Here is a 26,200-nt window from a genome sequence, read left to right on the forward strand (position 1 = left end):
TCTCCGATAAACAAGCCAACGTGTCGTGGCTATTGTTTAACCAAGAGATAAACGCATCGCATCATCTTGCAATTATAAATAATTAGTTCGGTTTTATACACTAATAACAATTAGTTCAATACCTCCTCTAAAATTTCATTCGATTTAATCTCTCCAATATTATCGATGTGGAGACGGTAAAAATCAATTACCTTCCGTATCAGCACCCTCCTATCATTATTGGATATTTTAACAGTGGGTAGATCGGTTAAGGAACACGCTAAAATGCGTGCCCATTGAGTGGTGTGAGGCTCATGCAATACAAAAGCGTGACTGGGCACATGAGGCGTAAAAACACCATCTTTTAAATCGAAAAACTTATCTACTGACTTAGGGAGAGCAGGATAAAACCCCAGATACCTTGTAAACTTCAATAGAAAATAAATATGAAAATTAACAGGCGTATCAACTGATGAATCCAGCCAAATAACAGCATTGTACAAAAATTCAAACATGGCTATATCCGGTCCCTGTTGCTTCACACTCTTATACACTACCTCATTCAAGAAGATGACCAATGAACTTTTAATAATATCATACGGTATCCTTTGAAACAACGGCAACTGCCTTGCTTCCGACACACGTTGTAGTCCTGTTCCGTCCTTATGGTAAACAACCATATCAAGTAAATGTAATGGTTGTAAAATATTCAGTCTAATTTTAGCCTTAGGTTTTTTTACACCATTGATCAGATAAGATTGAATACCAAACTTTTCGGTAAAAACATGCACCACAACACTACTTTCAGCATAGGCCGTGGTTTTTAAGACAATCCCCCTAGTTTTATGCAACACTTCAGTTAGTTTTTTATCAACCCTATAATCTTTGGTATGAAAATCATTCCTCCGCAGATTAATGAAAATATAGCAATCACTAAAACTGCAGCAGCAGCGGCATCTTTTGCTTTCCTTGCTAATACATGATATTCCGGAGAGACCAAATTAGTAAGTGATTCCAAAGCGGTATTAAATAGTTCCGCGGCAATCACTAATGTTATGGAAAGAAGAATCCAGAGCCACTCGTTCAGATTAAGCTTTAAAAGCCCACCAACAATCGTGGCGATTAACGCCATTATCAGGTGAACGCTAAAGTTCCTTTCACTTATAAACGAATCCCTGAGTCCTTTTACGGCAAACTTAAAGGCCTGTATATATTTCATTTACCCTATTCTTTTTCCTGCGATTGCTGTTCCCTGGATTCCAGAATGCTTTTGCGTTCGATTTTTCTAATCAAGCTGTAAACGATCGTCACAAAACCTACTCCAAACACAATAACTCCTACCACTAGTATTATACTATACCAATCGTTCTCCATATCTTTAAGGTACAAACCGCACCCCCCTGCTAATAGTCCTAGTAAGGTGAAAAAAAAACCTCTTTTTAAATATTTATTCATAATATTATGAAGATTAAGATAACGACCTGTTAAAGATAATAAATAATATCGCACAATTATGTCATCTGGTAAGCGCTATAACACTTGCCTGACACATATTAGTATGCGCCCCTTTCACTTCTCAGCATAATACCTTAACTTTGCAACCTTAAATTTTGGAATCAATACACTGATGTACAAGGAATATAAACAGCTCGACTTACCCAACATAGGCGCTAATGTTTTAGCTAATTGGCAAACAAAGCGGATTTTTGAAAAAAGTGTTAGCAGCAGACCTTCCGCCAAGCCATATACATTCTATGAAGGCCCCCCATCGGCAAATGGCATGCCTGGTATACACCATGTTATGGCACGTACTATTAAAGATATTTTTTGCCGTTATAAAACGTTAAAAGGGTATCAGGTAAAGCGCAAAGGCGGCTGGGACACACATGGATTACCAATTGAGTTGGCTGTTGAAAAAACGCTCGGTATTACCAAAGAAGATATTGGGAAAACAATCACTGTCGAAGCATACAACAATGCTTGTAGAAAAGAGGTGATGCGTTACACTGATGTCTGGAATGACCTTACGGAGAAAATGGGCTATTGGGTTGATCTTGACCATCCTTATATTACTTATCAGAACGAATATATCGAAACCATTTGGTGGATTCTAAAAGAATTTTATAAAAAAAATTTGCTATACAAAGGGTATACCATCCAACCTTACTCTCCTGCAGCGGGAACCGGGTTGAGCTCCCACGAACTCAATCAACCCGGCACTTATAAGCCGGTTAAGGATACCACCATCGTAGCGGAGTTTAGGATCGTTAAAGATCAAATACATCCACTAATTCCACAATTGTTTGAGCAAGAAGGAGAAGACACGGCTATGATCGCCTGGACAACTACTCCATGGACGCTTCCCGCTAACTGTGCGCTGGTAGTAGGTAAGCATATAGACTATGTAAAAGTACGCACATTTAATCAGTATACTTTTGAGCCTATAAGTATTATTTTAGCCAAAGACCTAATAGAAAAGTACTTCAAACCGGAAGCAAAGGATTTACCATTTCAAGATTATCAGACCGGAAACAAGTTGATCCCCTGGGAGATTGCTGCTGAATTTCATGGTCAAGATCTTCTCAACTTGAAATATGAGCAACTATTACCTTATGTAACTAATGAAGATCTACAACAAAATGCCTTTCGAGTAATAGCAGGTGATTTTGTTACAACAGAAGATGGAACAGGCATCGTGCATGCAGCGGCTACTTTTGGAGCAGATGACTTTAGAGTATGTAAAGAAAATGGTGTTCCGGGCATCTTAGTAAAAGATGATAACGGTAAAGACGTGCCTATCGTTGATAAACAAGGGAAATTTGTAAAAGAGATCACAGATTTTTCGGGAAGATATGTAAAAGAAGAATATTATAGTGATGCTGAGCGGGCATCGACTGATTTCAAACCCACTGACGTACTCATAGCTATTAAATTAAAGGAAGAAAATAAAGCTTTTGATGTAAAAAAATACGAACACAGCTATCCACATTGCTGGCGTACGGATAAACCCATCCTCTATTACCCATTGGATAGCTGGTTTATCAAAACTACTGCGGTAAAAAACAGGTTGGTTGAACTCAATAAAACCATTAACTGGAAACCCGCTGCCACAGGCTCAGGTAGGTTTGGCAACTGGTTGGAAAACCTGGTAGACTGGAACCTCTCACGTTCAAGGTATTGGGGAACACCGCTTCCTATTTGGCGCTCAGAAGATGAAAATGAAGAGATATGTATTGGATCTATCCCTGAGCTCCGCGAACAGATCGCTTATAGCTTAGACTCTGGATTATTAAGCGAAAAAGAACGGGCTAATCTTCAAGAATACCTTGATAATTTGAGTAATGAAGCATTCGACCTCCATCGCCCCTACGTAGACAATATTATATTGGTGTCTATAAACGGTCAAAAGCTTTATAGGGAACCTGACCTTATTGACGTTTGGTTTGATTCAGGCGCTATGCCTTATGCGCAATGGGGATTAGACCACGGCAAATTAGGACAAGACGACAGACTTCCTTTCAAAGATGGCTTTAGTGGCGCTTATCCAGCCGACTTTATTGCCGAAGGAGTAGATCAAACCCGAGGGTGGTTCTTTACTTTACATGCGATAGCCACTATGTTGTGCGATTCTGTTGCCTTTAAGAATGTTGTTTCCAATGGTTTGGTCTTAGATAAAAGCGGCAATAAAATGTCGAAGCGTCTTGGTAACGCCGTAGACCCTTTTGCTACAATTGAAAAGTACAGTGCGGATGCAGCTCGCTGGTATATGATTAGTAATGCAGCACCATGGGATAACCTAAAGTTCAATGAAGAAGGGTTAGATGAGGTTAGACGAAAATTCTTCGGCACGCTGTATAACACCTATGCCTTCTTCGCATTATACGCCAACATTGACGGTTTTACTTATAAGGAAGAGGATATTACACAAGAAAATCGTCCTGAAATAGACCGCTGGGTGATATCTTTGTTAAACAGTTTAACACAAGAAGTTGACGATTATTACAACGATTTTGAACCTACAAAAGCTGCAAGGGCTATTCAAAATTTTGTAGATGAGCATTTGAGCAACTGGTATGTCCGGTTATGCCGTCGCAGATTTTGGAAAGGAGAATATACCAACGATAAAATATCCGCATATCAAACACTTTATACCTGTTTGGATACAGTAGCAAAGTTGATGTCGCCCATAGCTCCTTTTTTCAGTGATCAACTGTTTTTAGATTTAAACAGTGTCACAGGTAAAGACATTGCTGAATCGGTGCATTTATCAAATTATCCTTTATACAATAAAGAATTTGTAGACAAAGCTTTGGAGGAGCGTATGCGCTTGGCACAAGATGTTTCTTCATTGACCTTATCGCTTCGTAAAAAGGTTGGCATTAATGTGCGTCAACCATTAAACAAAATTCTTATTCCAGTCCTCGACACTGCCTTTAGTACAAAGATTGCAAAAGTCAAAGACCTTATTTTGTCTGAAACCAATATAAAGGAAATCGAATTTATTAAAGACACTTCCGGAATCATTAGGAAGAAGATCAAACCTAACTTTAAAGCATTAGGACCAAAGGTAGGCAAAGACATGAAAATTGTTGCAAATGCCATTAATGGCTTATCTGATCAAAATATTAATGAACTGGAAATAACCGGAGCGTACACTATCCCCAATACACCGCACAAAATCACCATTGATGATGTTGAAATCATTGCTGAAGATGTTTCGGGTTGGCAGGTAGCAAACCTCGACAAACTAACTGTTGCCCTCGATATAAATATTACTCCCGAGCTTAAAGGAGAAGGATTAGCTCGAGAACTAGTAAACCGTATTCAGACACTCCGTAAAGAGCTAAACTTTGAAGTTACAGATAAGATCAATGTAACAGTGGGTAACAGTTCGATTATTACGGATGCGATTAAGAATAATTTATCCTATATTAGCACGGAGATTCTCGCGGATTCATTTAAAATAGAGAACAACTTATCTATTGGTGAACGTGTTGAAATAGATGAAACTGAGTTAAATGTATTAATTGAAAAAGTGTAAGGAATAATCTTGTTGGAACCTGTAGATTATTAAGTATTTATATTTGACGAGTACAGACAGATATCCTTTAAAAAGAATTGTAAAATGGAAAACACAGAAAAGACACGTTACAGTGATGCAGAACTTCAAGAGTTTAAAGAGATTATTTTAGAGAAACTTCGGATAGCTAAAGAAGAGTTGGCATCCTTGACAAAGTCTTTAAGCAATCCGAACAGTAACGGCACAGATGATACTGCCGGAACTTTTAAAACTTTGGAAGATGGCTCTGCGACATTAGAGAAAGAACAAATTAATCAATTGGCAGCCCGTCAAAAAAAATTCATTGATAATCTTGAAGCAGCTTTAGTTAGAATTGAGAACAAAACGTATGGTGTTTGTAGAGAAACCGGTAAGTTGATACAGAAGGAACGCTTAAGAGCGGTTCCACATACGACTTTGAGCATGGAAGCTAAATTGAAACAATATTAACAACTCAGTTGTCGCTGATCACCAATGGTAAGGGTTCGTGCTTTATTGTCAATTTGGGATCAACTGCATACTTCGACATTCAATGAAAGGATATACAAAGCCGCTCACTATCATATTATCGGTATTATTACTTGACCAACTTATTAAGTTCTGGGTGAAACTCAACATGACCCTCGGTCAGGAGTTCAAACTTATAAGTAACCGTGTGCTCATCCATTTTACTGAAAACAATGGCATGGCGTTTGGAATGGAGTTTGGCGGTGAAAGTGGTAAATTGGCACTTTCTATTTTCAGGATACTAGCAGTATTAGGTATAGGTTATGGCTTGATCTATATGATCAAGCGTAAATACCATAGAGGTCTGATCTTGTGTGTTGCGCTGATTTTTGCAGGGGCTTTAGGTAATATCATCGATTCAACCTTTTATGGAATCGTATTCAGTGAAAGTACGTGGTATGACAAAGCAAGCTTTCTTCCGTCCACTGGAGGATACAGTAGTTTATTCCACGGCAAGGTAGTTGACATGTTCTATTTACCAATCATTCAAGGTTCCTACCCCTCATGGTTTCCCTTTTGGTCAAATGAAGAATTCATTTTTTTCCGCCCAGTGTTTAATTTGGCAGATTCAGCAATTTCTGTTGGCGTAGTCATTATACTCCTATTTCAAAAGCGCTATTTCAAAGAAGAGATTGAAGAACCTGCTAGCTATAACAGTGAAATTGTAGAAGAATAATATTTTTAAGAAAACACAATTTGTAGCATTTTCTTTTAACAAATCGTTTTATTCCCAAACAATACCACAACTTAATTAAAATTGGTAAAATGAGTTATATGAAAAAACTAGTTATAGCAATGGTGTTAGGAGCTATTACATTATCAGCTTCTGCTCAAAATGTAGACACCAGGAGGAAAATCGAAGTTTACGGATCGGCGGAAGAGGAAGTAACTCCCGATATTATTTATGTCGCCATTTCTTTAAAGGAATATTTTAAAGACAGTAATAACAAGAACAAGATAACAATAGATGAGCTTGAAAAGCAACTAGCGCTTTCCGTAAAAAAAGCCGGTATAAAAGAGGAAGATTTTACGATCAACAACATCTCAAGTTACGCCCAAAATGATCCTAAAAAGAAAAAGGACCCCGGCTTTTTGGCTAGTAAGCAATATCGAATCAAAGTAAGCAACCTAAATGCAATCAATACGATATTAGATGGCGTAGATGCTCAAGGAATTCAATCTACCAGCATTTCGGGTTATGAACATAGTAAAATAACCGAAATAAAAAATGAGCTGAGGATCAGAGCGGTTAATAATGCAAAGGAAAAAGCATCCGTTATGGCACAAGCTCTTGGCGATACTTTAGGTCAAGCGCTCGAAGTAACAGATACTAATACAGACGCAGGTAGCCCACAGCCGATGATGTATAAACCAATGGCTGCACGTGGCGAATCAGCTGATTATGCTGAACAACCGATGGAGATCGATTTTAAAACAATAAAAATCAACTACCAGTTTAGAGTGGTTTTTGAATTAAAATAGTTATTTTCATTTTATAGAACCAAAACGGGGCGCAAATGCCCCCGTTTTGGTTGCTCAATATAAGCCTAATTTCACGCCATAGATTCAATACAGACTCAAACGATCAATCCTCCCCTATTTTATCATTTAAAATTCATGAAGACGCGGAAAAAAAACATTTTTGGTTTAAAATAGGTATTTATATATAAATACTTTAACTAAACTAAAATGGACAAAAAAATAGCTTCACTCGGTAAACTTCAAGCAAACGGTAAATCGATTAACAAATTGCCTTTTTCCATACGTATACTTTTAGAAAATGTATTGCGCAATCACGATGGGTTTTCTATTACAGATGAACATCTTTCCACTTTGATAAATTGGAATCCTGAGGGTGCTGATAAGGAAATTCCCTATAAACCTGCACGCGTTTTAATGCAGGATTTCACAGGTGTACCTGCGGTTGTTGACATTGCTTCTATCAGAGCAGAAGTTATTAGGAAAGGCAAAAACGGCGATAAAATCAACCCTGCCATACCGGTAGATTTAGTTATTGACCATTCTGTTCAGGTAGATTACTTCGGCACAGAATACTCCTACAATAAAAATGTTGAATTAGAATATGAACGAAATTCAGAACGGTATCAATTATTAAAATGGGCACAGGACGAACTTGAGAACTTCACGGTTGTTCCCCCGGGTATGGGCATTTGCCATCAAGTAAACCTAGAGTACCTAGCAAAAGGTGTTGTTGATAGAGATGGATGGTATTTTCCCGACACGCTTGTAGGAACGGATTCGCATACTCCAATGGTAAATGGCATAGGTGTATTGGGTTGGGGTGTCGGTGGTATAGAAGCAGAGGCTGCTATGTTAGGCCAACCTATTTACTTCACTTGTCCTCAGGTAATTGGTTTACGTTTAACCGGCAAAATTCCTGAAGGATGTACGGCAACAGATATGGTTCTAGCTATTACCAAAATATTAAGAGCTTATGGAGTAGTAGGTAAATTTGTAGAGGTTTTTGGTGAGGGGCTTGATCACTTAACTGTCACCGACAGAGCAACGATATCCAACATGTCTCCCGAATTCGGTTGTACGGTAACTTATTTTCCTATAGACCACCAAACGTTGGATTACATGGAACGTACAAACCGATCCAAAGAACATATTGAACTGGTGGAAACCTACTGCAAAGAAAATATGCTATGGAGAACAGATGAAGAATCCATCAAATACTCAGATATAGTAACGCTAGATTTAAATACATTAGAACCAACGGTTGCCGGGCCTAAACGCCCGCAGGACAAAATTTTAGTAAAAGATTTGTTTAGTGAATTTGGCAAGCTATTAAACGAAGAATATAGCCGCGCATATATCCCCTATAAAAATAGAGAAATTAATGCATGGTTATCCGAAGGAGGATCGGGGACCGAATACACTCCTCCCAGCGAATCGAATGCTCAAAAAATAGAGATAAAAGAAGGGCAACTGAGAACCGTCAGAATCATCAATAACAATCAGGAATATACATTAAGTGATGGTTCAATAGTCATTGCAGCTATTACAAGTTGTACCAATACTTCGAATCCGGCAGTTATGATTGGAGCGGGTTTAGTTGCCCGCAAGGCTGTGGAACGCGGTTTACGCACTAAATCTTGGGTGAAAACGAGTTTAGCCCCTGGTTCTAAAGTGGTTACGGAATATCTCAAGAGATCTGGACTATTGGAACCTCTCGAGTCATTACGTTTTCATCATGTAGGCTATGGCTGTACTTCCTGCATCGGGAATAGCGGTCCACTACCTCCGCATATTGCTGAGGCAATAGACAAAACAGATTTAGTTGCAGCATCTATATTAAGTGGTAATAGAAATTTCGAGGCCAGGGTACACCCACAAGTCAAAATGAACTTTTTGGCCTCTCCTATGCTGGTAGTAGTCTATGCTTTAATTGGAAGAATCGATGCAGATATTTTTAACGAACCAATAGATTTAGACCCGAATGGAGAGCCTGTTTACCTAAAAGATATCTGGCCTACACAGGCAGAAATCAATGAGGTAATCAACACTGCGATGAGACGGGAAGACTTCAAAAATGTTTACGATGTAATATTTGATGGTAATGACCTATGGCAGGATCTTGAAGCCCCTACGGGAAGTGATTATCAATGGAACAGCGAATCTACTTATATCCAGGAAGCCCCTTTTTTCAAGGATATTAGTAACAAACCGTCTGCTATCGAAGACGTCGAAAGCGCACGGGTGCTTTTATATTTGGGAGACTCTGTAACCACAGATCACATTTCTCCGGCAGGGTCTTTTAAATCAGATACAGAAGCGGGTAAATATCTAAAAAGCAAAAACGTTGAGGTAAAAGACTTTAACTCATATGGTTCAAGGCGGGGCAATCATGAAGTCATGATGAGAGGCACTTTTGCCAATGTGAGAATCAAGAATAAAATTGCGGACAAGGAAGGGGGCTTCACGAACTATTTCCCCGACAATGAAACACTATCTATCTTTAAAGCTGCTGAGAGATATAGAAAGAACGAGACACCGCTCATCATCTTGGCTGGCAAAGAATATGGAAGTGGTTCTTCGCGCGATTGGGCTGCTAAAGGAACCAGCCTCCTGGGCGTAAAAGCAGTAATTGCCGAAAGCTTCGAAAGGATACATAGGAGTAATTTAGTTGGCATGGGAGTTGCGCCATTGGAATTTCTTCCAGATCAATCCGCAGCTTCCTTAAATCTCAAGGGCGATGAGAAATATTCAATAAAGGGTTTAGCGGAGGATCTAACTACACATAAAACAGTTGAAGTGACCGCTGAAAGAGAAAATGGAGAAAAAGTCACGTTTAAAGCCAAGGCTAGATTCGATTCAGCAATAGAAATAGCGTATTACAAAAATGGAGGTATATTACATTATGTGCTTAGAGATTTTTTAGAGAATAATTGATTTTAATACAAAAATTAAACACAAAACTATAAATCATCAATAAAATAAAAACAAATAAATTAAAAAAACCGGGAATAATATAGAATAGCGTCGGAAAAATTTGAAATATTCATTATTTTCCCTTATATTTAATGTTTTACATCGACACTAAACCTAAAGAATCACGAAAGTGTTTTTTTAACAACATTTAATTAAAATCAAGGAGGGATTAGGAATGAAAAAGTTATTCATGGTGTGGGTGGCAATGATTTATTCAAATTTATTACTAGCAAGTGATATGGGAGACGGAGAACATTATAGTACTCCGAAAGCTATTACCTACATAATCATAGGAGTAATATTAATAACCGTAATTGCTACCGTACTCTACAAAAGGCCAAAGCGCAAATTTAACGAATAAGAGGTAGCCCGCACGTTTGGGCTACCCCTTATTCGTTAATCTTTACATAAAACTTATTTTTCCTTCTCAATAAGGTAGTACCTTTGCCCCCTCAATGCGTACAACAAAAAGCCGCTTATTTACGATATTAATTTTAGGTCTACTTTCAGCCATTGGGCCTCTTTCCATAGACATGTACCTACCCGGTTTTCAATCAATAGCAGACGATCTAGAGACCACTGTGCCACGTATTCAGCTTTCCTTAACCAGCTTTTTCATTGGTGTAGCATCAGGTCAACTTATTTATGGACCGTTGTTAGATCGATACGGGCGAAAAAGACCCTTAATCGCGGGCTTAATCATCTACATTATCGTCTCTATCGCGTGTGCTCTTACATACTCAGCCGATCACTTGATTATTTTTCGCTTTGTACAGGCGCTCGGCAGTTGTGCAGGGATGGTTGCGGCAAGAGCTATGGTGCGGGATTATTTTACGTCAAGTGAAACGGCAAAGGTATTCTCGCTTCTAATGCTCGTAATAGGTGTGTCTCCTATACTTGCACCAACAATTGGCGGATTTATTATTGAGCACTGGGATTGGCATGGGATATTTATATTACTGGCGTTGATCACTACACTCATCCTACTCGCTGTCATATTTATTTTACCCGAAAGTCGCGGCCCTAATAAGCAGCTCTCACTAAAACCAAAGCCAATAGTTAAGGGGTTTTGGGAGGTTTTCCGAACACGGCCATTTTATGTCAACGCATTTGCGGGCGGGATTGCCTCTTCTGGCTTGTACGCCTATCTGGCCGGATCTCCATATGTACTAATGGAGCTACATGGCGTATCAGAACAACAGTACGGTTGGATATTCGCAGTCATTGCTACCGCTTTAGTTACCACAAGCCAACTAAACAACTTCCTACTTAGGAAACATGCTAGTTCTAATATTGCAAAAATAGCCCTATTACTGCAAGCACTCACGGGAATTACACTGTTCAGCCTAACTGCGGTACATGCTATCAACCTTCCGTTGACAATTATCTTAATTTTTATCTTCTTAGGTTGTCAAGGCTTCACATTTCCGAACACTTCCGCAGCTGCATTAAATCCATTCGACAAATCAGCGGGCAGCGCCTCTGCTTTGCTAGGGAGCATACAGCTGGGAATGGGTGCAATAAGCTCAGCACTTGTTAGCTTGTTCCATAACGATTCTGGATTACCAATGACGGGGGTAATGGCTTTATGTGCTGTGGTAAGCGCCTCCATTTTATGGTTTCTGCCCGTAAAACAAAGCTCTTGATCTCGTTAACGTTTGCTGTGTATATCCTTGCACGAAACCGCTATGATTTAAACAGGGGCATCCCATGATAACTGAAAATTTATTACCTTCGCATATGTCTAAAAAAGATGCAGCTGCTCGTATTGCAGCGTTAACCAAGGAACTGAACGAGCATAATTACAAATACTACGTATTGGCGCAACCTAGTATATCAGATTTCGACTTCGACAGTAGGTTAGCGGAACTCGCTTCACTTGAGCAACAGTATCCAGAACTATTAGACCCCGACTCCCCTACCCAAAAAGTGGGAGGTGATATTACTAAACAGTTTATCACAGTGCGCCATAAATGGCCTATGCTATCACTGAGTAACACCTATAGTGAACAAGAACTCAAAGATTTTGACACACGTGTTAGGAAAGTGTTAGGGGACGATTTTCAATATGTATGTGAATTAAAATTTGATGGTTTATCGATGAGTCTCACCTATGAAAACGGGCTACTCACACGAGGAGTAACTCGTGGCGATGGTACGCAAGGAGATGATGTTACTGCCAATATAAAAACAATCAAAAATATTCCGAGTAAGTTACGGAGCACCGGCTACCCTGATATATTTGAAATCAGAGGAGAAGTGTTTATGCACCGTGCTGCATTCGAACGTCTAAATAAAGAACGGGTTGAAAATGACGAAATCCCTTACGCTAATCCTCGAAATTTTGCTGCAGGAACTATCAAGTTGCAAAATTCTTCAGAAGTAGCTAAACGTCCGCTTGACTGTTTTTTATATTTTCTATATGCCGATAATCGCGACAAATTATTCAAAACGCAATGGGAAAGTATGCAAGCATTGAAACAATGGGGTTTTCATGTCTGTGAACACACTAAACTATGTAATAATATCCATGAAGCACTAGCTTTTATTTCTTATTGGGAACAGGGGCGTCACGACCTAAGTTATGACATTGACGGTATTGTACTAAAAGTAAATAGCTATGCCCAGCAAGATGAATTGGGCTTTACTGCAAAGTCTCCACGGTGGGCTATCTCTTACAAATACAAGGCGGAAGAAGTTGAGACTATCTTAAAATCGATCAGTTATCAAGTGGGCCGTACAGGTGCGGTTACTCCTGTTGCTAATTTGGAACCGGTACAACTTTCTGGAACAACGGTAAAACGGGCCACCCTTCACAATGCAAATGAAATTGCTCGACTCAACCTACATGAGCTTGATACGGTACTAGTGGAAAAAGGAGGTGAAATCATTCCTAAGATTACTTCAATAAATACCGCAAAACGCGTGCCTGATGCGGTTAAAATAGCCTATCCAGAAAAATGCCCAGTCTGTGGCACTATTCTCGTTCGTAAAGAGGGGGAGGCCGTCCACTATTGTCCGAATGAAATAGGGTGCCACCCTCAAATTGTCGGTAGAATACAGCATTTTGCTAGCAGAAAAGCCATGGATATTGAAGGCCTTGGCAACGAAACTATAGAAGTGTTGTATAAAAAAGGATTAATTAAACAAATAGGAGATCTTTATAACTTACACCGTCATCAAAGTATTCTTGAACAAATAGAACGATTTGGAAGCAAATCGATCAGCAATATGTTAAATGGTATAGAGAAATCAAAAGAAAAGCCTTTTGAGAAAGTGTTATTTGGGCTCGGAATAAGATACGTAGGCGAAACCATTGCGAGAAAGCTAGTCCTAAACTTTAAAAATATTGATGCTCTTGCCACGGCAAGCAGTACAGAAATAGCAGAAGTCGACGAAATTGGCAAACGTATCGCCGAAAGCGTTAGCGACTATTTTTCGAGCGCTCTTCATCAACAGCAACTGGTAGAATTAAAAATGCAAGGACTGCAGTTTTCCATCGTTGAACAAGAAATACAGTTGAAGAGCTACAAGCTATTAGAAAAAACATTCATCATTTCTGGAGTTTTTGAATACCACAGTCGCGAGGAGCTAACGAACTTAATATTAGCAAACGGCGGAAAAATCATGACCAGCATTAGCACCAAATTAAATTACCTGGTTGCTGGTGACAAGATGGGGCCGTCCAAACTAGCAAAAGCCCAAAAACTCAACATACCAATGATCACAGAAGATGAATTAATTAAAATGATAAAATGATGAAAAATCTACCATTTTTGTAGTAGATTTAGTGTTCGCAAAAGAATAGATTAATAAATATAACACGTAAATAAGAAGATGAATAATCTACTTGGTGCCGGAGTGGCATTAATTACACCATTTAATAATGATGGTAGTATTGACTTTGATGGATTAGCAAATTTGATCGAATATCAAATAACTGGGGGAATGGACTATCTTGTTAGTATGGGAACAACAGGAGAGGTTGCCACACTAACAAAAGAAGAAAAGAAGAAAATATTAGATTTTACAGCTGAACAAGTTAATGGACGCGTGCCACTTGTTGCAGGTTTCGGGGGAAACAATACCGCTGAACTATTGGACCAAATAAAATCCTTTGATAATCCGGCCTATCAAGCAATACTATCTGTTAGCCCTTATTATAACAAACCTACTCAAGAAGGGATTTATCAACACTACAAAGCTGTAGCACAAGCAACAACTTTACCCATTATTTTATATAACGTCCCGGGAAGGACGGGAAGTATGATCTCCGTGGAAACGATTATACGCCTAGCAACTAATTTCAAGAATATCATTGGTGTGAAGGAAGCATCAGCAAATTTCGAGCATTTTACTCGAATTATGGCTAAGAAACCAGAAGGTTTCCTCCTCATTTCAGGAGATGATGCCTTAACACTTCCCATGATGTCGCTAGGTGCTGTGGGCGTCATAACTGTTGTTGGAAATGCCTTTCCAAAACAAACCCAAAAGCTTGTAAAATACTGCAACGAATGGCATTATGAAGAAGCTCGAAAACTACATTACGAACTGTTGAACATAGATGACCTGTGTTTTATTGAGGGGAATCCAGCAGGCGTCAAGGAGATGCTCAAAGAACTTGGAATATGTGGTAATCATGTAAGGCTCCCCCTTGTGCCGGTCAGTGAAGAAACTAAACAAAAGATTGCAATTGCTGTAAAGGACTTAACAGCACAAAACTAGCCCTATACTTATTTACTGATTTCCTTATCTCCACACACTTCGAGATGGGGAAATCAGTAAACTAGCAAAACAGGGTAAATAGATCTCAAAAGGATTACCCTTTCTTTTTAATCATTCTGTGCCTTCCCATTCATTACGTCAATATCTTATCGATTATCTTTTGCAGCAGCATGAATTTATGTAGAACAGGAGGTTTTCTTAAAAAAAAAGTCCTATCAAATAAATGATTAGGACTTTATAATTGCTTAGATTTGATAAATCTTATTTCTTATTTTTCGCCTCTTGGATTTCTAAACGAATAGATTGCGCCAAATTTTTAACATCTTGCAAACCCTTTCTCACACGAGTACCAGCGGCACTGTTACCCTTGTTAAAGAATTTGTCAGCATCTCCGTCTAAACCATCAATTAGACTTTTTAGCTCGTTGAATTTTTCAATACTTGCCATAGAATATACTCCTTTTGTTTGTTAATAAGTTAATAATTTTTTGTATATAGAGCTAATGTAAAATCTTTTTTCGAAAAAAAAAATTTTTTAAACACTTAAAAACACAATTTTCACCACTCCTGTTTGAAACATTTAAAACAAAATTAGTAAAGCAACCCCAAGTACTCTACAACATATTGATAAACAACTATTAACAAAACAAGTTTTCCATATAGCGCTTATTTTAAAAAGATATAATATTTACATAATATTAAGCGGTAACAACTTGTTGTTCTTTATAGTATCCATTATTTAACTTTTCAGAAACTTCTGAAAACGCATGCACAGTTCGCTTAACGTCTTCATTAGAATGGGTAGCCGTAGGTATCAATCGTAATTCTATTTGGCCTTTGGGGATTACAGGATAAACAACAATAGAACAGAAGATACCATAATTCTCACGCAAATCCATTGTAAGCGCTGTTGCTTCGGCAAGATCGCCTTTTAGAAACACCGGCGTGACCATCGTATTTGTATGGCCTATATCAAATCCCTGATCTTTCAATCCTTTTTGCAATAAAGTAGCAATTTCCCATAATTTAGCCCGCAAACCCGGCTCATTCTTTAAGAGCTCAAGCCTTTTTATAAGACCAATCACCATTGGCATGGGTAAAGACTTTGCAAAGGTCTGAGAGCGCATATTGTATCGTAAATAAGTAACGATTTCTTCATTAGCAGCAACAAAAGCTCCAATACCAGCCATAGATTTGGCGAATGTACCAAAATAAATATCTACTCCATCAATACAATCTTGCGCTTCATGTGTTCCTGCGCCTGTAGGTCCCATAGTACCGAAACCGTGGGCATCATCTACCAGCAACCTAAAATTATAAGCAGATTTCAGCTCGTTAATTTCCTTTAATTTACCTTGCGCACCCGACATACCGAACACACCCTCTGTTATTACCAAAATAGCACCACCAGTTTGTTCTATTATCCTTTTCGCCCGTTCCAATTGTTTCTTACAACTATCGATGTCATTGTGTTGATAAACAAAACGTTTCCCCATATGTAAACGAACCCCGTCAATTATGCATGCATGTGACTCTGCGTCATATACAATCACATCATTCCTATCCACCAAAGCATCGATAATCGATACCATCCCTTGATATCCATAATTCAAAAGAAAAGCATCTTCCTTACCTACGAAGGTCGCTAAGTCCTGTTCCAATGTTTCATGATGATTTGAGTTTCCTGACATCATTCTTGCTCCCATAGGGTAGGCCATACCAAACTCCTTGGCAGCTTTCGCGTCCGTTTCTCTGACCTCGGGGTGATTGGCCAAACCGAGATAATTATTTAAGCTCCAAACCAAATGATCTTTCCCCCTAAACTTCATATGTGAATTGATTTCACCTTCCAGCTTAGGAAAAGAAAAATACCCATGCGACCATTTATGGTGTTGCCCGATAGGCCCCAAATTTTTTGATATTTTATCGAATAAATCCAAAGTATAATACGTTTAATTTAATTTAATAAGACAATCATCATATCTGGTATATCGCTTATGCTAGTACTATAAAAAACGTTTTTATCCAGACCTAAGATAAATTGACCCCATATTGCTACACACTCGCAGAACAACGTCCCCAAAAATAGGTGATACAAAAATGTTTACAAAGATAAAGTTTCAAGCGATGAATACCAACTTTGAATTAAACCATATTGAAAATGGGTATAAAATCTTCCTTTTTTACCTATATAATAGTCCAAAAAAAAGCCAGCATGGCAAAAACCATCTGGCCCTCATAATCTAAAAACTAAATCTTATATCCGCTAATCGACATTATCATGCAGAAACGAATTATTAGGCCTTATCTCTGTAATGCCGTCCTCTGACGAAAGAGTAAACCTAGACACCTGTGATTCAGAAGAATGTGGCACCTGGTCTAGTGTCTTCTGCTTTCTTCTGTAAGCCGGTTCATTTTCAATTTCCTGTAACCCGTTAGTTGAACGAAGTTTCATGCTAAGATCCTTTAGCCTCAGAATCCGCTCTTTAGTCTTTCTCAGCTGTTCCTCTATGCTTTCATCTGTCTTTTGCTCATCCGCTTGTTTTGCTGCATTTGAACTTTGATAATCGTATCCGCTATCCTCCTGCTGCACTTCGGCTGCTTTTGATACATTGCCAAGATCCTCTTCATTGGCTACTACCGCCTTGTCTACCTCTTCCTGGTTTGCATGACTATCGTTGCTGCTACTAAAAAGAAACTCACTCTCCGCCACCTTCAACTGATATTCATTGGTATCCTGAGCATCTTTTTCGGAGCTTGGCTCTTCTTCAACCAACGTGTGGCGAATGATTTCCTCCTTCTTTGGCGTCACCACCTTATTCTCTATCGGTTGTGAAGGCGATCTAAAACCACTAAACAAATCAGCTGGAGGCAAAGCTGTTGGTTGCACATTAGGTGCTGTACTATCTGCTAAATTTTGCGTAGGAGTTGCTTTCGATTCTTTTTCAAGCATCTGGTTTACTGGTCTAACCAATGGAACTTTCTCTTCCTCCAGTGGAATAGCTATCCGCTTATTACTTTCTTCCTGTTTACGCTCCTCAGTAGTTTGGAATCCAGTAGCAATAATCGTTACTGATAAATCTTTATCTAAAGATTCATCCAAACAATTACCCCAAATAATTTCAGCAGTGAAACCTGCACGCTCTTGTATGTAATCTGTTATAATGGATATTTCGTCCATGGTTACCTCCTGTGTGCCAGAAGATATGTTTAAAAGGATATAACGTGCACCTTCAATCTCACTATCTTTCAACAAAGGAGACGCCAAAGCACCTTCGACTGCTTTTTGCGCACGCTCATCACCACTGGCTTTTGCATTTCCCATAATCGCTACACCACTATCATTCATAACGGTACGCACGTCTTTGAAATCCACGTTAATATAACCAGGGATGGTAATAATCTCAGCAATGCCCTTTGCTGCTGTAGTTAAAATATCATCTGCTTTTGCAAAGGCAGAGCTCATGGTAAGGTTACCAAAAATCTCTCGTAGCCTATCATTGGAAATGACAAGATAGGAATCTACATACTTGCGCAATTCAGACAGTCCTTCCTCAGCTTGACTACGACGCCGTTTACCTTCAAAAGCAAATGGTGTAGTCACAATAGCAACAGTTAACACGCCTATCTCCCTCGCCGCCTTGGCAATAACCGGACTAGCACCTGTTCCGGTACCACCTCCCATACCAGCAGTGATAAACAACATCTTCGTGTTTACACCTAACATACGCTTAATATCTTCAATACTCTCAATAGCAGAGTTTTCCCCAACGTCAGGATCAGATCCCGCTCCCATACCCTCTGTTAAACTTGCTCCCAGTTGTACTTTATTCGGAATAGGGCTCAACTCCAATGCTTGAGCATCGGTATTGCAAATTATAAAATCCACACCGCTAATTCCCTGCCTATACATGTGGTTAACAGCGTTGCCACCACCTCCGCCAACACCTATTACCTTTATAATAGATGACTGTTCTTTAAGCATTTCAAATTTCATATCTTATCCTAATTTACTCGTAATGAGTGGTATCCTAATCTTGCCTTTGCCTTATTTTCACAAGGTAATATTAATACTTTTTCCACAAATGTTTTCCACAATTGTTTATAATGTGGAAAAAAAACGAAGTGTTGAAAACTTATTTAATATAATCTGTATCTTCAATTTTATTATCGTCGCTTATATAGCGAATAATCTTATCCAAAAAGCCGAAAGTCTTCTTTCCTTCTTCTGCAATCCCCTTCACTAGCTGACTTTTGGTAGGATTTTCAACTTCCTCATACTCAACTGATTCAATCCCTTTAATCAATAAACCTATACCAGTAGCGTATAATGGGCTTTTTAGTTCATCATACGCATTTTTTGGCAACACCTCATTTTTTGACAGATGCTCATTAGGCATACCAATACGACATTCGAGCCCAGTGACATATTCCACCAGTTGTACAAGATGTTTAAGCTGGGCGCCTCCACCGGTAATAACGATTCCTCCAATCAGCTTACGCTCGTACCCCGACGATTTGATTTCATAATAAACATGTTCGATAATCTCTTCCATCCTCGCTTGAATAATATATGCCAGGTTTTTAACCGAAATCTCTTTGTGCTCCCTGCCCCGTAAGCCTGGCACGCATATGATTTCATTTTCTCGATTTTCATCGGCCAAGGCTGATCCAAACCGTACTTTTAACAATTCTGCTTGATTCCGCAATACAGAACATCCCTGTTTAATATCCTCGGTAACAATATTACCTCCTAAGGGTATGACTGCTGTATGACGAATGATCCCTTCATGGAAAATAGCAACGTCTGTTGTGCCCCCTCCAATATCAACTAACACGACCCCTGCATCTTTTTCTTCGGAACTTAAAACCGCCTCCGAAGATGCTAAAGGCTCCAATATTAACTCTTGAGCTTCTAGATTTGCATATTCAACACATCGTTTAATATTTCTAACAGCACTGACATGACCTGAAATAATGTGGAAATTGGCCTCCATCCTACGGCCAGCCATACCTATAGGGTCCTTAATACCTGGCTCATTATCAATAGTGAATTCCTGTGGCAATACGTGAATAATCTCTTCCCCTGGAGGAAGTACAAGTTTGTACATATCCTCTACAAGCTTCTCAATATCCTTACGGCCTATTTCATTATCATCTCTACGGGTCAATATTCCCCGATGTTGTAGGCTTTTTATATGTTGACCTGCAATCCCCACATTAACGACTTTAACATCCACATTGGATTGTGCACTGGCTTCTTCAACAGCCTTAACAATGCTGGTAACCGTTTTTTGAATATTGGCCACTACGCCACGACTAACACCTAACGATTCTGCCTTGCCAATCCCCAACACTTCTATTTTATTGTGCTCGCTCCTACGGCCCACCGTTACACAAATCTTTGTGGTACCAATATCTAGTCCTACAACTATTGGAGCATCTTTCCTGTTAGTAGTTCGTTTTTCCATGTCTAATGCGTGTTAATATGCTGTTTATTATTTTTTTCCCTTTGTATGATACTATCTGCTTTTTCACAGACTAACTGATTTGAAAATTTCAAATTCACTGTTTTATAAGTTCCCCACCCTGCTTTAGGAACAACATGTTTATAAAAAACAAGTAACTTATCAAACTTAGTCTGTAGTGAATCGCCATTACCGAGCACTATTTTTTGATCCCCTACCCTAGGTACCAACTCAATGTCTTTTTCTTCATTGACATATAGTTGTTCAATCTGACTATTCCATAAAGAGTCTGTCACCAAAAAACTGGCTACGCTGTAAAGATCCTCCGCTAATGCACTTTGTACAGAATCTTGCTCTCCTGTAAATCGTTCCTCGATATTTCCATTTGCCACGATTATATGTGGCGCATACAAGGCCGATGTTGGAAACTTCATCCCATCAACATCAACGTAAAAATCGTTGCCCACATTATTAATTATTCTCAAGATGGCTTCACGTTGTTCAATTTTCACGTTGACCGTGCCATCAATCTCGGAGAACACTTTTACTTCTTTTATAAATGGATTTGAACGTAGTCCATCCTCTATACGATGAATGGGTATATTTTTGAGTGTTTGTCCAATCAATACCCCACCCGTTTCTTCTACTATATTATTAACCTCCATCTGCGAAACAAATGCCTGTGTTCCAGGCACAATAACGTTAACTTTAGCACAAGTCATATTACTCTTCTTCGTATTGATGAAACTCATCAACACAGAAAGGCCAATAAGGCTCACACCCCAAGCAAGTATATAAACTACTCTGCGCCATCGTATTTGCTTTATTTTATTCAGCATAAGTCAATATTGCTTTCAAAGGATCAACTAATAAATCAATATTTCCTGCGCCTACCGTAATGATTACTTTTGGCCTTTCCTCTCGCACATAGGTCAAAACTTCCTCTGCATTCAATTTAAGTTTGCTAGTTATTGTAACTTTTGATAACAACCAATCTGCATCAATTCCAGCTATTGGCTCTTCTCTAGCAGGATAAATCTCCATTAACAATAAGGTATCGGCCAGGGACAGTGCTTCGGCAAAGTCATCCACGAAATCCCTGGTCCTTGTAAAGAGATGAGGCTGAAAAATACAGGTGATATGATCGTCAGGGAATAAATGTCTAACAGCACTTAAACAAGCTTTCAACTCTACGGGATGATGCGCATAGTCATCTATATACACACATTCACTATTTCTAACGATAAATTCGAACCTTCTCTTTACTCCCTTAAAATTCGCTAAAGCATTCGTTATAAGATCGTCTGCTATATCCATACACTTTGCCACAGCGATCGCTGCTACAGCATTTTCTACATTATGTGCCCCAGCCATACCTAAAGCGACATCTCGTATTATGCAATTATCGCTTAGATAATCAAAATAGAAAACACCATCCTGCACACGAATATTCAGTCCACGGACATCGGCTTCTTCATCAATACTATACTTAATATCACTGGGAAGAGAGAGCCCTTTTTTGATAATCCTTTTGCCTTCCGTTGTTACTTGACCAACAAATAACAAAAATGATTCTCTTACATGATCTGCGTCTCCATAAACATCTAGGTGATCTGCATCTACTGAAGTAACGACGGCTATATTCGGATGGAGAGTCAAAAAAGATCGGTCAAACTCATCTGCTTCCACCACCAATGTATTATTCGGAGCAAACAGCGTGTTACTGTTATAATTTGCGGCTATGCCGCCTAAAAACGCCGAACAACCGTAACCGCTGTCTGTCAAGATATGGGCGATTAAACTACTAGTTGTAGTCTTACCATGTGTCCCAGCAACGGCTATTGTAAATCGATCTCTACTGATAAGGCCTAATACTTCAGACCGCTTATGCAACCTATACCCCACTTTCTGGAGAAACTGAAGAATAGAAGAATCTTTTGGAATGGCTGGCGTAAAGACAACCATATTATGGTCGTCGAACTCCCTAAACGAATCAGGCAATAAATCCACATGATCTTCATAGAACACCTCAATACCCTCACTGATTAAGCTTTTTGTCAAACTGGTTTCAACTTTATCATAGCCATATACCAACAATCCTAAATGTTTAAAATAGCGAGCCAGGGCACTCATTCCTATGCCGCCTATTCCAACTAAAAAGACCTGTTTCGTGTTGACTATCATGATATCTATCTCTTTTCTAAAAACCGTTCCAACATTCTTTTACGTTTTACCGGCTAATTTTAAAACTTCATTCGCAATTACTTCATCTGCATCCAGTTTAGCTAGTTTCTTAATATTTTCAGATAATCTTTTACATTTCGTTTTATCTTGCAACAATAATACAATATCGTTAATCAGGTGCTCCACAGCTTCCCCATCAATCACAAGTTGTGCAGCGTCCTTCTCTACTAAAGCTAGCGCATTTTTCGTCTGATGATCTTCAGCCACATTAGGAGAGGGCACCAAAATTACTGGCTTGCCAACAGCACACAACTCAGCAATAGTACCAGCTCCAGCTCTCGCAATGATCAAATCCGCAGCCGCGTACGCAAAATCCATACGATGCAAAAAAGGCTTCAGCCACACGTGGTAATTATCTTCTTTTTCAATCAAAGCCTTCAACTCCTCGTAATAATAGTTACCGCACTGCCATATCAACTGAATTCCTGCATCTTTTAGGTGCTTCAAACCACTGAGCATACTGTTATTCAACGTCCGCGCGCCCAAACTACCTCCAGTCACCAATATTGTTTTTTTACTTTTATCGAGTCCAAACAATTCCTTAGCTTCAAATTCCTTTCCTGCGATATCAACAGCGTCATGACGTATCGGATTACCGGAAACCAATAGTTTTTCTTTAGGAAAAAATCTTTCCATTCCATCGAAAGCAACACAAACCTTATCCGCCTTCGCACCCAGTTTTTTGTTCGTTATACCAGCGAAAGAATTTTGTTCCTGAATAAGATAAGGTATTCCTAACTTTCCTGCTGCGTGAAGTACCGGTCCTGAAGCATATCCTCCTACTCCAACTACGACATCTGGCTTAAACTCCTTTAGAATACGGCGTGCTGCACGGACACTTTGAAACAATTTAAACGGTAAAAGCAAATTTTTTATAATAGAGCTCCGGTTAATTCCCTGTATATTTAGTCCTATAATCCTATACCCCGCAGCCGGCACTTTATCCATCTCCATCTTCCCCTTTGCCCCTACAAACAAGATATCAATCCCCGGTACTAATTTTTTTAGTGCATGAGCAATTGAAATTGCTGGGAATATATGCCCTCCGGTACCTCCACCACTTATAATCACTCGTCTTAGTTTATTTCCCATAAGTGTTTTTGTTTGTTTATGCCATTGCCGGAATCTCTCCCACAATTACTTTTTCATTTACTTTCTTATCATCCTTCAAGTGCTGCCCACTCCCTTTTAATTTCAATTCTTCTATATTTCTACTAACACTTAAAATAATGCCAAAAGCAACACTTGTGAATAGAATAGAAGTCCCACCCATGCTCACCAAAGGCAAAGGAACACCTGTTACTGGTCCCAACCCAACAGCCACCGCCATATTACCAAAAGCCTGTATTGTTAAACTAAACCCTAAACCTGCTGCTAACAAAGCTCCAAAAGCCTTCGGACTTTGTGTCACAATTTTTATACATCGGTACATAAAAACCAAATAAAGTATCACTAAGATTCCACCTCCTACCGCGCCGTACTCTTCGATGATAATTGCAAAAATAAAATCGGAATACGGATGGGGCAGTACGTTGCGCTGGGTGCTGTTTCCCGGGCCTTTGCCAAACAAGCCTCCTGTTGCAACGGCAATCTTGGCCTGCGTCGCCTGAAATTCCTTATCAGGGTTGGGCTCACCTTTCCCCATAAACGTCTCAATACGGGAGAGATATGTCTGCCTACGGGGCCCACATAAAACTACCAAAGTCAAAAGAACAACACCAACAACACTCACATAACTGATCTGTTTAATACTTATCCGCCCAATAATCAACAGTAAAATACTCACTGCAAAAAGCATAATAGCCGTAGACATATTAGCGATAGCAATAAGTATGATAACGATACAAACCGAACCCATAATCGGCAGAAACGCGTTCTTTACGTCTTTTATATTCTCCTGTTTACGCGTTAGCATCCTCGCCAAAAAGGTAATCAACGCTAGTTTGGCCATGTCCGAGGTTTGGAAAGTTTGATTAATCACGGGAATAGTAACCCATCTGTTCGCTTCATTCACGGAGTCTGTGAACAACAATGTATACAATAATAGTGGAATAGTTATTATCATCAGAATCTTTGAGATACCAGCATAATAGCGATAATCTAGCAGGTGGGAGAAATACATCAAAATTAAGCCAGCAAAAATCAAGGTGAAGTGCTTAATAAGATAGGTCTCCGTTCCTCGTCCTTCTTTATATGCTAATGTACCCGTAGAGCTATAAACAGCCAACAATGACCATACAGATAAAAGAATTACTATTATCCATATCCATTTGTCTCCTTTAAGTTTACTAAAAACCTTTTCCATAACCTTTACTTATTATAGTATACAAGCCTTTTACCCGCCTTCACTTCTATTCCTTTCAACTATTGCAACAACATACTAGAGCTCTTTCACAGCCTCTTTAAACTGATCACCACGATCTTCGTAATTTTTAAAAAGGTCAAAGCTTGCACAAGCGGGTGATAAAAGAACCGTATCTCCCTTTTGCGCAATATGATATGCAATCTGTACAGCTTCACTCATTGTTTGTGTATTCACGATGATTTCCGTATCCTCTTCAAATGCGTTGTGTATATTTCGATTGTCTTTTCCTAAACAAACGATACCCCTCACCTTTGTTTGTACCATTTCTTTTAGCATCGTGTAATCGTTCCCTTTATCAACACCACCCATAATTAACACTATTTTACCGGGCAAGCTTTCCAATGCATACCACACCGAGTTCACATTAGTAGCTTTTGAATCATTTATGAATTCAATACCGGATATTTTTGATACATGTTCTAAACGATGCGGTATGTTCACAAAATCACCCATACTCTCACGTATGGTCTCATTTCTTAGCTCCCACACTTTGGCGATAATCCCAGACGCCATGTTATTGTATACATTATGTTTTCCCTGCAATGCTAAATCGTTAATAGACATGATAAATTTTTCTTGTTTAGGTAATTTTATAATAATTTCATTTTCCTCGTTCAAATATGCTCCATGGGCCAGCTCTTCCTTCAGACTAAATGGATAAGAACTCGCGGAGCTTCCGTTTCTAGTTAGACCTTTAATAATTTCAGGATCATCCTTACAATAAATGAATATGTCTTCCGATCGCTGATTTTTAGTTATCCTAAGTTTAGCATCCACATAACGATCCATCTCGTAGTCATACCTATCCAAATGATCAGGTGTGATGTTTAAAAGAACCGCTATATCTGCGCGAAAATCGTATATATCATCCAACATAAAGCTGCTTATTTCCAGCACATAAGCATCGAATTCTCTCGTTGCTACCTGCATTGCAAAGCTCCTTCCAATATTACCTGCTAACCCCACACGTATACCACCCCTTTTTAACAAATGATAGGTGAGCATAGTAGTGGTAGACTTACCGTTCGAACCCGTAATTCCAATCAACTTTGCATCGGTATAACGGGAAGCAAATTCAATCTCGCCTATTACCGGCACGCCTTTACGCTTTAATTGCTGTACTACCGCTGTCTTTTCAGAAATACCCGGACTTTTAATGACTAAATCAGCCATCAGTAACTGCTCTAAAGAATGCCCATTTTCTTCAAACAAAATCTCGCTTTTTCTTAATTGCTCTCTATAAGATTCTGTTATCCGTCCATAGTCAGACACAAACACCTCATAACCCTGCTGTTTGCCAAGCACGGCAGCCCCTACTCCACTTTCTCCTGCTCCGAGCACGATAAGTCGTGGTTTATGGTTTGTTGTATTTGTTTCTTTAGACTTCATTAATTTATAA

The 26,200-nt window shown here is 39.1% G+C and carries 21 protein-coding genes; 9 read left to right on the forward strand and 12 right to left on the reverse strand.

Annotated features, from left to right (window positions below; translation table 11 throughout):
• Positions 1-110 precede the first annotated feature (110 nt).
• The 3 genes from recO to H8S90_RS00210 are packed head-to-tail and all read right to left on the reverse strand — an operon-like array spanning position 111 to position 1,434.
• Positions 111-833, reverse strand: a complete 723-nt coding sequence (recO, locus tag H8S90_RS00200; RefSeq protein ID WP_187340651.1) for a DNA repair protein RecO — start codon at positions 831-833, stop codon at positions 111-113.
• A gap of 5 nt (positions 834-838) precedes the next feature.
• Positions 839-1,198 carry a diacylglycerol kinase family protein gene (locus H8S90_RS00205; protein ID WP_187340652.1) on the reverse strand — a complete coding sequence of 120 codons (360 nt, stop codon included), beginning with the start codon at positions 1,196-1,198 and terminating at the stop codon, positions 839-841.
• Positions 1,199-1,203: 5 nt separating this feature from the next.
• A complete protein-coding gene (locus H8S90_RS00210) occupies positions 1,204-1,434 on the reverse strand; it encodes a signal peptidase (protein WP_187340653.1) in 231 nt (76 codons plus the stop codon).
• A gap of 172 nt (positions 1,435-1,606) precedes the next feature.
• Between H8S90_RS00210 and ileS the strand changes: the two genes are divergently transcribed.
• The 9 genes from ileS to dapA all read left to right on the forward strand — a co-directional run bounded on the left by ileS (position 1,607) and on the right by dapA (position 14,725).
• Entirely contained in the window at positions 1,607-5,020 is a 3,414-nt protein-coding gene (gene ileS, locus H8S90_RS00215; RefSeq protein WP_187340654.1) for an isoleucine--tRNA ligase, read from the forward strand.
• A gap of 84 nt (positions 5,021-5,104) precedes the next feature.
• Positions 5,105-5,488, forward strand: coding sequence for a TraR/DksA C4-type zinc finger protein (locus tag H8S90_RS00220; RefSeq protein ID WP_187340655.1), 384 nt, complete (start codon positions 5,105-5,107; stop codon positions 5,486-5,488).
• 82 nt (positions 5,489-5,570) lie between these two features.
• Positions 5,571-6,221 carry a lipoprotein signal peptidase gene (locus tag H8S90_RS00225; protein ID WP_187340656.1) on the forward strand — a complete coding sequence of 217 codons (651 nt, stop codon included), beginning with the start codon at positions 5,571-5,573 and terminating at the stop codon, positions 6,219-6,221.
• Between the two features lie 98 nt (positions 6,222-6,319).
• On the forward strand, positions 6,320-7,027 hold the full coding sequence (locus H8S90_RS00230) for an SIMPL domain-containing protein (protein ID WP_187340657.1): 708 nt from the start codon (positions 6,320-6,322) through the stop codon (positions 7,025-7,027).
• A 207-nt stretch (positions 7,028-7,234) separates the two neighbouring features.
• Positions 7,235-9,961, forward strand: coding sequence for an aconitate hydratase AcnA (acnA, locus tag H8S90_RS00235; protein WP_187340658.1), 2,727 nt, complete (start codon positions 7,235-7,237; stop codon positions 9,959-9,961).
• A gap of 214 nt (positions 9,962-10,175) precedes the next feature.
• The gene (locus tag H8S90_RS00240; RefSeq protein WP_187340659.1) at positions 10,176-10,361 is read left to right on the forward strand and encodes a hypothetical protein; all 186 of its coding nucleotides are present in this window, start codon (positions 10,176-10,178) and stop codon (positions 10,359-10,361) included.
• Between the two features lie 94 nt (positions 10,362-10,455).
• Positions 10,456-11,646 carry a Bcr/CflA family multidrug efflux MFS transporter gene (locus H8S90_RS00245; protein ID WP_187340660.1) on the forward strand — a complete coding sequence of 397 codons (1,191 nt, stop codon included), beginning with the start codon at positions 10,456-10,458 and terminating at the stop codon, positions 11,644-11,646.
• Between the two features lie 94 nt (positions 11,647-11,740).
• The gene (gene ligA / locus H8S90_RS00250) at positions 11,741-13,759 is read left to right on the forward strand and encodes an NAD-dependent DNA ligase LigA (RefSeq protein ID WP_187342852.1); all 2,019 of its coding nucleotides are present in this window, start codon (positions 11,741-11,743) and stop codon (positions 13,757-13,759) included.
• A gap of 78 nt (positions 13,760-13,837) precedes the next feature.
• Positions 13,838-14,725 (forward strand): 4-hydroxy-tetrahydrodipicolinate synthase, encoded by an 888-nt coding sequence (gene dapA, locus H8S90_RS00255; protein ID WP_187340661.1) that lies wholly within the window; start codon positions 13,838-13,840, stop codon positions 14,723-14,725.
• A gap of 261 nt (positions 14,726-14,986) precedes the next feature.
• Here dapA and H8S90_RS00260 read toward each other — a convergent pair whose 3' ends face one another.
• The 9 genes from H8S90_RS00260 to murD all read right to left on the reverse strand — a co-directional run bounded on the left by H8S90_RS00260 (position 14,987) and on the right by murD (position 26,190).
• On the reverse strand, positions 14,987-15,172 hold the full coding sequence (locus H8S90_RS00260; protein ID WP_187340662.1) for a histone H1: 186 nt from the start codon (positions 15,170-15,172) through the stop codon (positions 14,987-14,989).
• 250 nt (positions 15,173-15,422) lie between these two features.
• Complete coding sequence (locus H8S90_RS00265; RefSeq protein ID WP_187340663.1) at positions 15,423-16,664, reverse strand: aminotransferase class I/II-fold pyridoxal phosphate-dependent enzyme; 1,242 nt, start codon at positions 16,662-16,664, stop codon at positions 15,423-15,425.
• 326 nt (positions 16,665-16,990) lie between these two features.
• Complete coding sequence (gene ftsZ / locus H8S90_RS00270; RefSeq protein ID WP_187340664.1) at positions 16,991-18,721, reverse strand: cell division protein FtsZ; 1,731 nt, start codon at positions 18,719-18,721, stop codon at positions 16,991-16,993.
• Between the two features lie 139 nt (positions 18,722-18,860).
• Positions 18,861-20,195: a cell division protein FtsA gene (gene ftsA, locus H8S90_RS00275; RefSeq protein WP_187340665.1), complete on the reverse strand. Its 1,335-nt coding sequence runs from the start codon at positions 20,193-20,195 to the stop codon at positions 18,861-18,863.
• A gap of 2 nt (positions 20,196-20,197) precedes the next feature.
• Positions 20,198-21,031 carry a cell division protein FtsQ/DivIB gene (locus H8S90_RS00280; RefSeq protein WP_187340666.1) on the reverse strand — a complete coding sequence of 278 codons (834 nt, stop codon included), beginning with the start codon at positions 21,029-21,031 and terminating at the stop codon, positions 20,198-20,200.
• A complete protein-coding gene (gene murC, locus H8S90_RS00285; RefSeq protein WP_187340667.1) occupies positions 21,021-22,376 on the reverse strand; it encodes a UDP-N-acetylmuramate--L-alanine ligase in 1,356 nt (451 codons plus the stop codon). The genes H8S90_RS00280 and murC overlap by 11 nt, the downstream gene beginning before the upstream one ends.
• Before the next feature lie 39 nt (positions 22,377-22,415).
• A complete protein-coding gene (gene murG / locus H8S90_RS00290; protein WP_187340668.1) occupies positions 22,416-23,528 on the reverse strand; it encodes an undecaprenyldiphospho-muramoylpentapeptide beta-N-acetylglucosaminyltransferase in 1,113 nt (370 codons plus the stop codon).
• Positions 23,529-23,544: 16 nt separating this feature from the next.
• Positions 23,545-24,741 carry an FtsW/RodA/SpoVE family cell cycle protein gene (locus H8S90_RS00295; protein ID WP_187340669.1) on the reverse strand — a complete coding sequence of 399 codons (1,197 nt, stop codon included), beginning with the start codon at positions 24,739-24,741 and terminating at the stop codon, positions 23,545-23,547.
• 75 nt (positions 24,742-24,816) lie between these two features.
• Positions 24,817-26,190 (reverse strand): UDP-N-acetylmuramoyl-L-alanine--D-glutamate ligase, encoded by a 1,374-nt coding sequence (murD, locus tag H8S90_RS00300; protein ID WP_187340670.1) that lies wholly within the window; start codon positions 26,188-26,190, stop codon positions 24,817-24,819.
• Positions 26,191-26,200: the final 10 nt, after the last annotated feature.

This window comes from Olivibacter sp. SDN3 (assembly GCF_014334135.1).
Lineage (GTDB): Bacteria > Bacteroidota > Bacteroidia > Sphingobacteriales > Sphingobacteriaceae > Olivibacter.

Excerpts from the sequence above, each read along its gene's own strand:
- dapA (WP_187340661.1), top strand. The coding sequence starts at position 13,838 with ATGAATAATCTACTTGGTGCCGGAGTGGCATTAATTACACCATTTAAT.
- acnA (WP_187340658.1), top strand. The coding sequence starts at position 7,235 with ATGGACAAAAAAATAGCTTCACTCGGTAAACTTCAAGCAAACGGTAAA.
- H8S90_RS00245 (WP_187340660.1), top strand. The coding sequence starts at position 10,456 with ATGCGTACAACAAAAAGCCGCTTATTTACGATATTAATTTTAGGTCTA.
- ileS (WP_187340654.1), top strand. The coding sequence starts at position 1,607 with ATGTACAAGGAATATAAACAGCTCGACTTACCCAACATAGGCGCTAAT.
- H8S90_RS00240 (WP_187340659.1), top strand. The coding sequence starts at position 10,176 with ATGAAAAAGTTATTCATGGTGTGGGTGGCAATGATTTATTCAAATTTA.
- murG (WP_187340668.1), bottom strand. The coding sequence starts at position 23,528 with ATGGGAAATAAACTAAGACGAGTGATTATAAGTGGTGGAGGTACCGGA.
- murC (WP_187340667.1), bottom strand. The coding sequence starts at position 22,376 with ATGATAGTCAACACGAAACAGGTCTTTTTAGTTGGAATAGGCGGCATA.
- H8S90_RS00280 (WP_187340666.1), bottom strand. The coding sequence starts at position 21,031 with ATGCTGAATAAAATAAAGCAAATACGATGGCGCAGAGTAGTTTATATA.
- H8S90_RS00260 (WP_187340662.1), bottom strand. The coding sequence starts at position 15,172 with ATGGCAAGTATTGAAAAATTCAACGAGCTAAAAAGTCTAATTGATGGT.
- H8S90_RS00205 (WP_187340652.1), bottom strand. The coding sequence starts at position 1,198 with ATGAAATATATACAGGCCTTTAAGTTTGCCGTAAAAGGACTCAGGGAT.
- H8S90_RS00225 (WP_187340656.1), top strand. The coding sequence starts at position 5,571 with ATGAAAGGATATACAAAGCCGCTCACTATCATATTATCGGTATTATTA.
- ftsA (WP_187340665.1), bottom strand. The coding sequence starts at position 20,195 with ATGGAAAAACGAACTACTAACAGGAAAGATGCTCCAATAGTTGTAGGA.
- H8S90_RS00220 (WP_187340655.1), top strand. The coding sequence starts at position 5,105 with ATGGAAAACACAGAAAAGACACGTTACAGTGATGCAGAACTTCAAGAG.
- H8S90_RS00230 (WP_187340657.1), top strand. The coding sequence starts at position 6,320 with ATGAAAAAACTAGTTATAGCAATGGTGTTAGGAGCTATTACATTATCA.
- H8S90_RS00295 (WP_187340669.1), bottom strand. The coding sequence starts at position 24,741 with ATGGAAAAGGTTTTTAGTAAACTTAAAGGAGACAAATGGATATGGATA.
- ligA (WP_187342852.1), top strand. The coding sequence starts at position 11,741 with ATGTCTAAAAAAGATGCAGCTGCTCGTATTGCAGCGTTAACCAAGGAA.
- H8S90_RS00210 (WP_187340653.1), bottom strand. The coding sequence starts at position 1,434 with ATGAATAAATATTTAAAAAGAGGTTTTTTTTTCACCTTACTAGGACTA.
- murD (WP_187340670.1), bottom strand. The coding sequence starts at position 26,190 with ATGAAGTCTAAAGAAACAAATACAACAAACCATAAACCACGACTTATC.
- ftsZ (WP_187340664.1), bottom strand. The coding sequence starts at position 18,721 with ATGAAATTTGAAATGCTTAAAGAACAGTCATCTATTATAAAGGTAATA.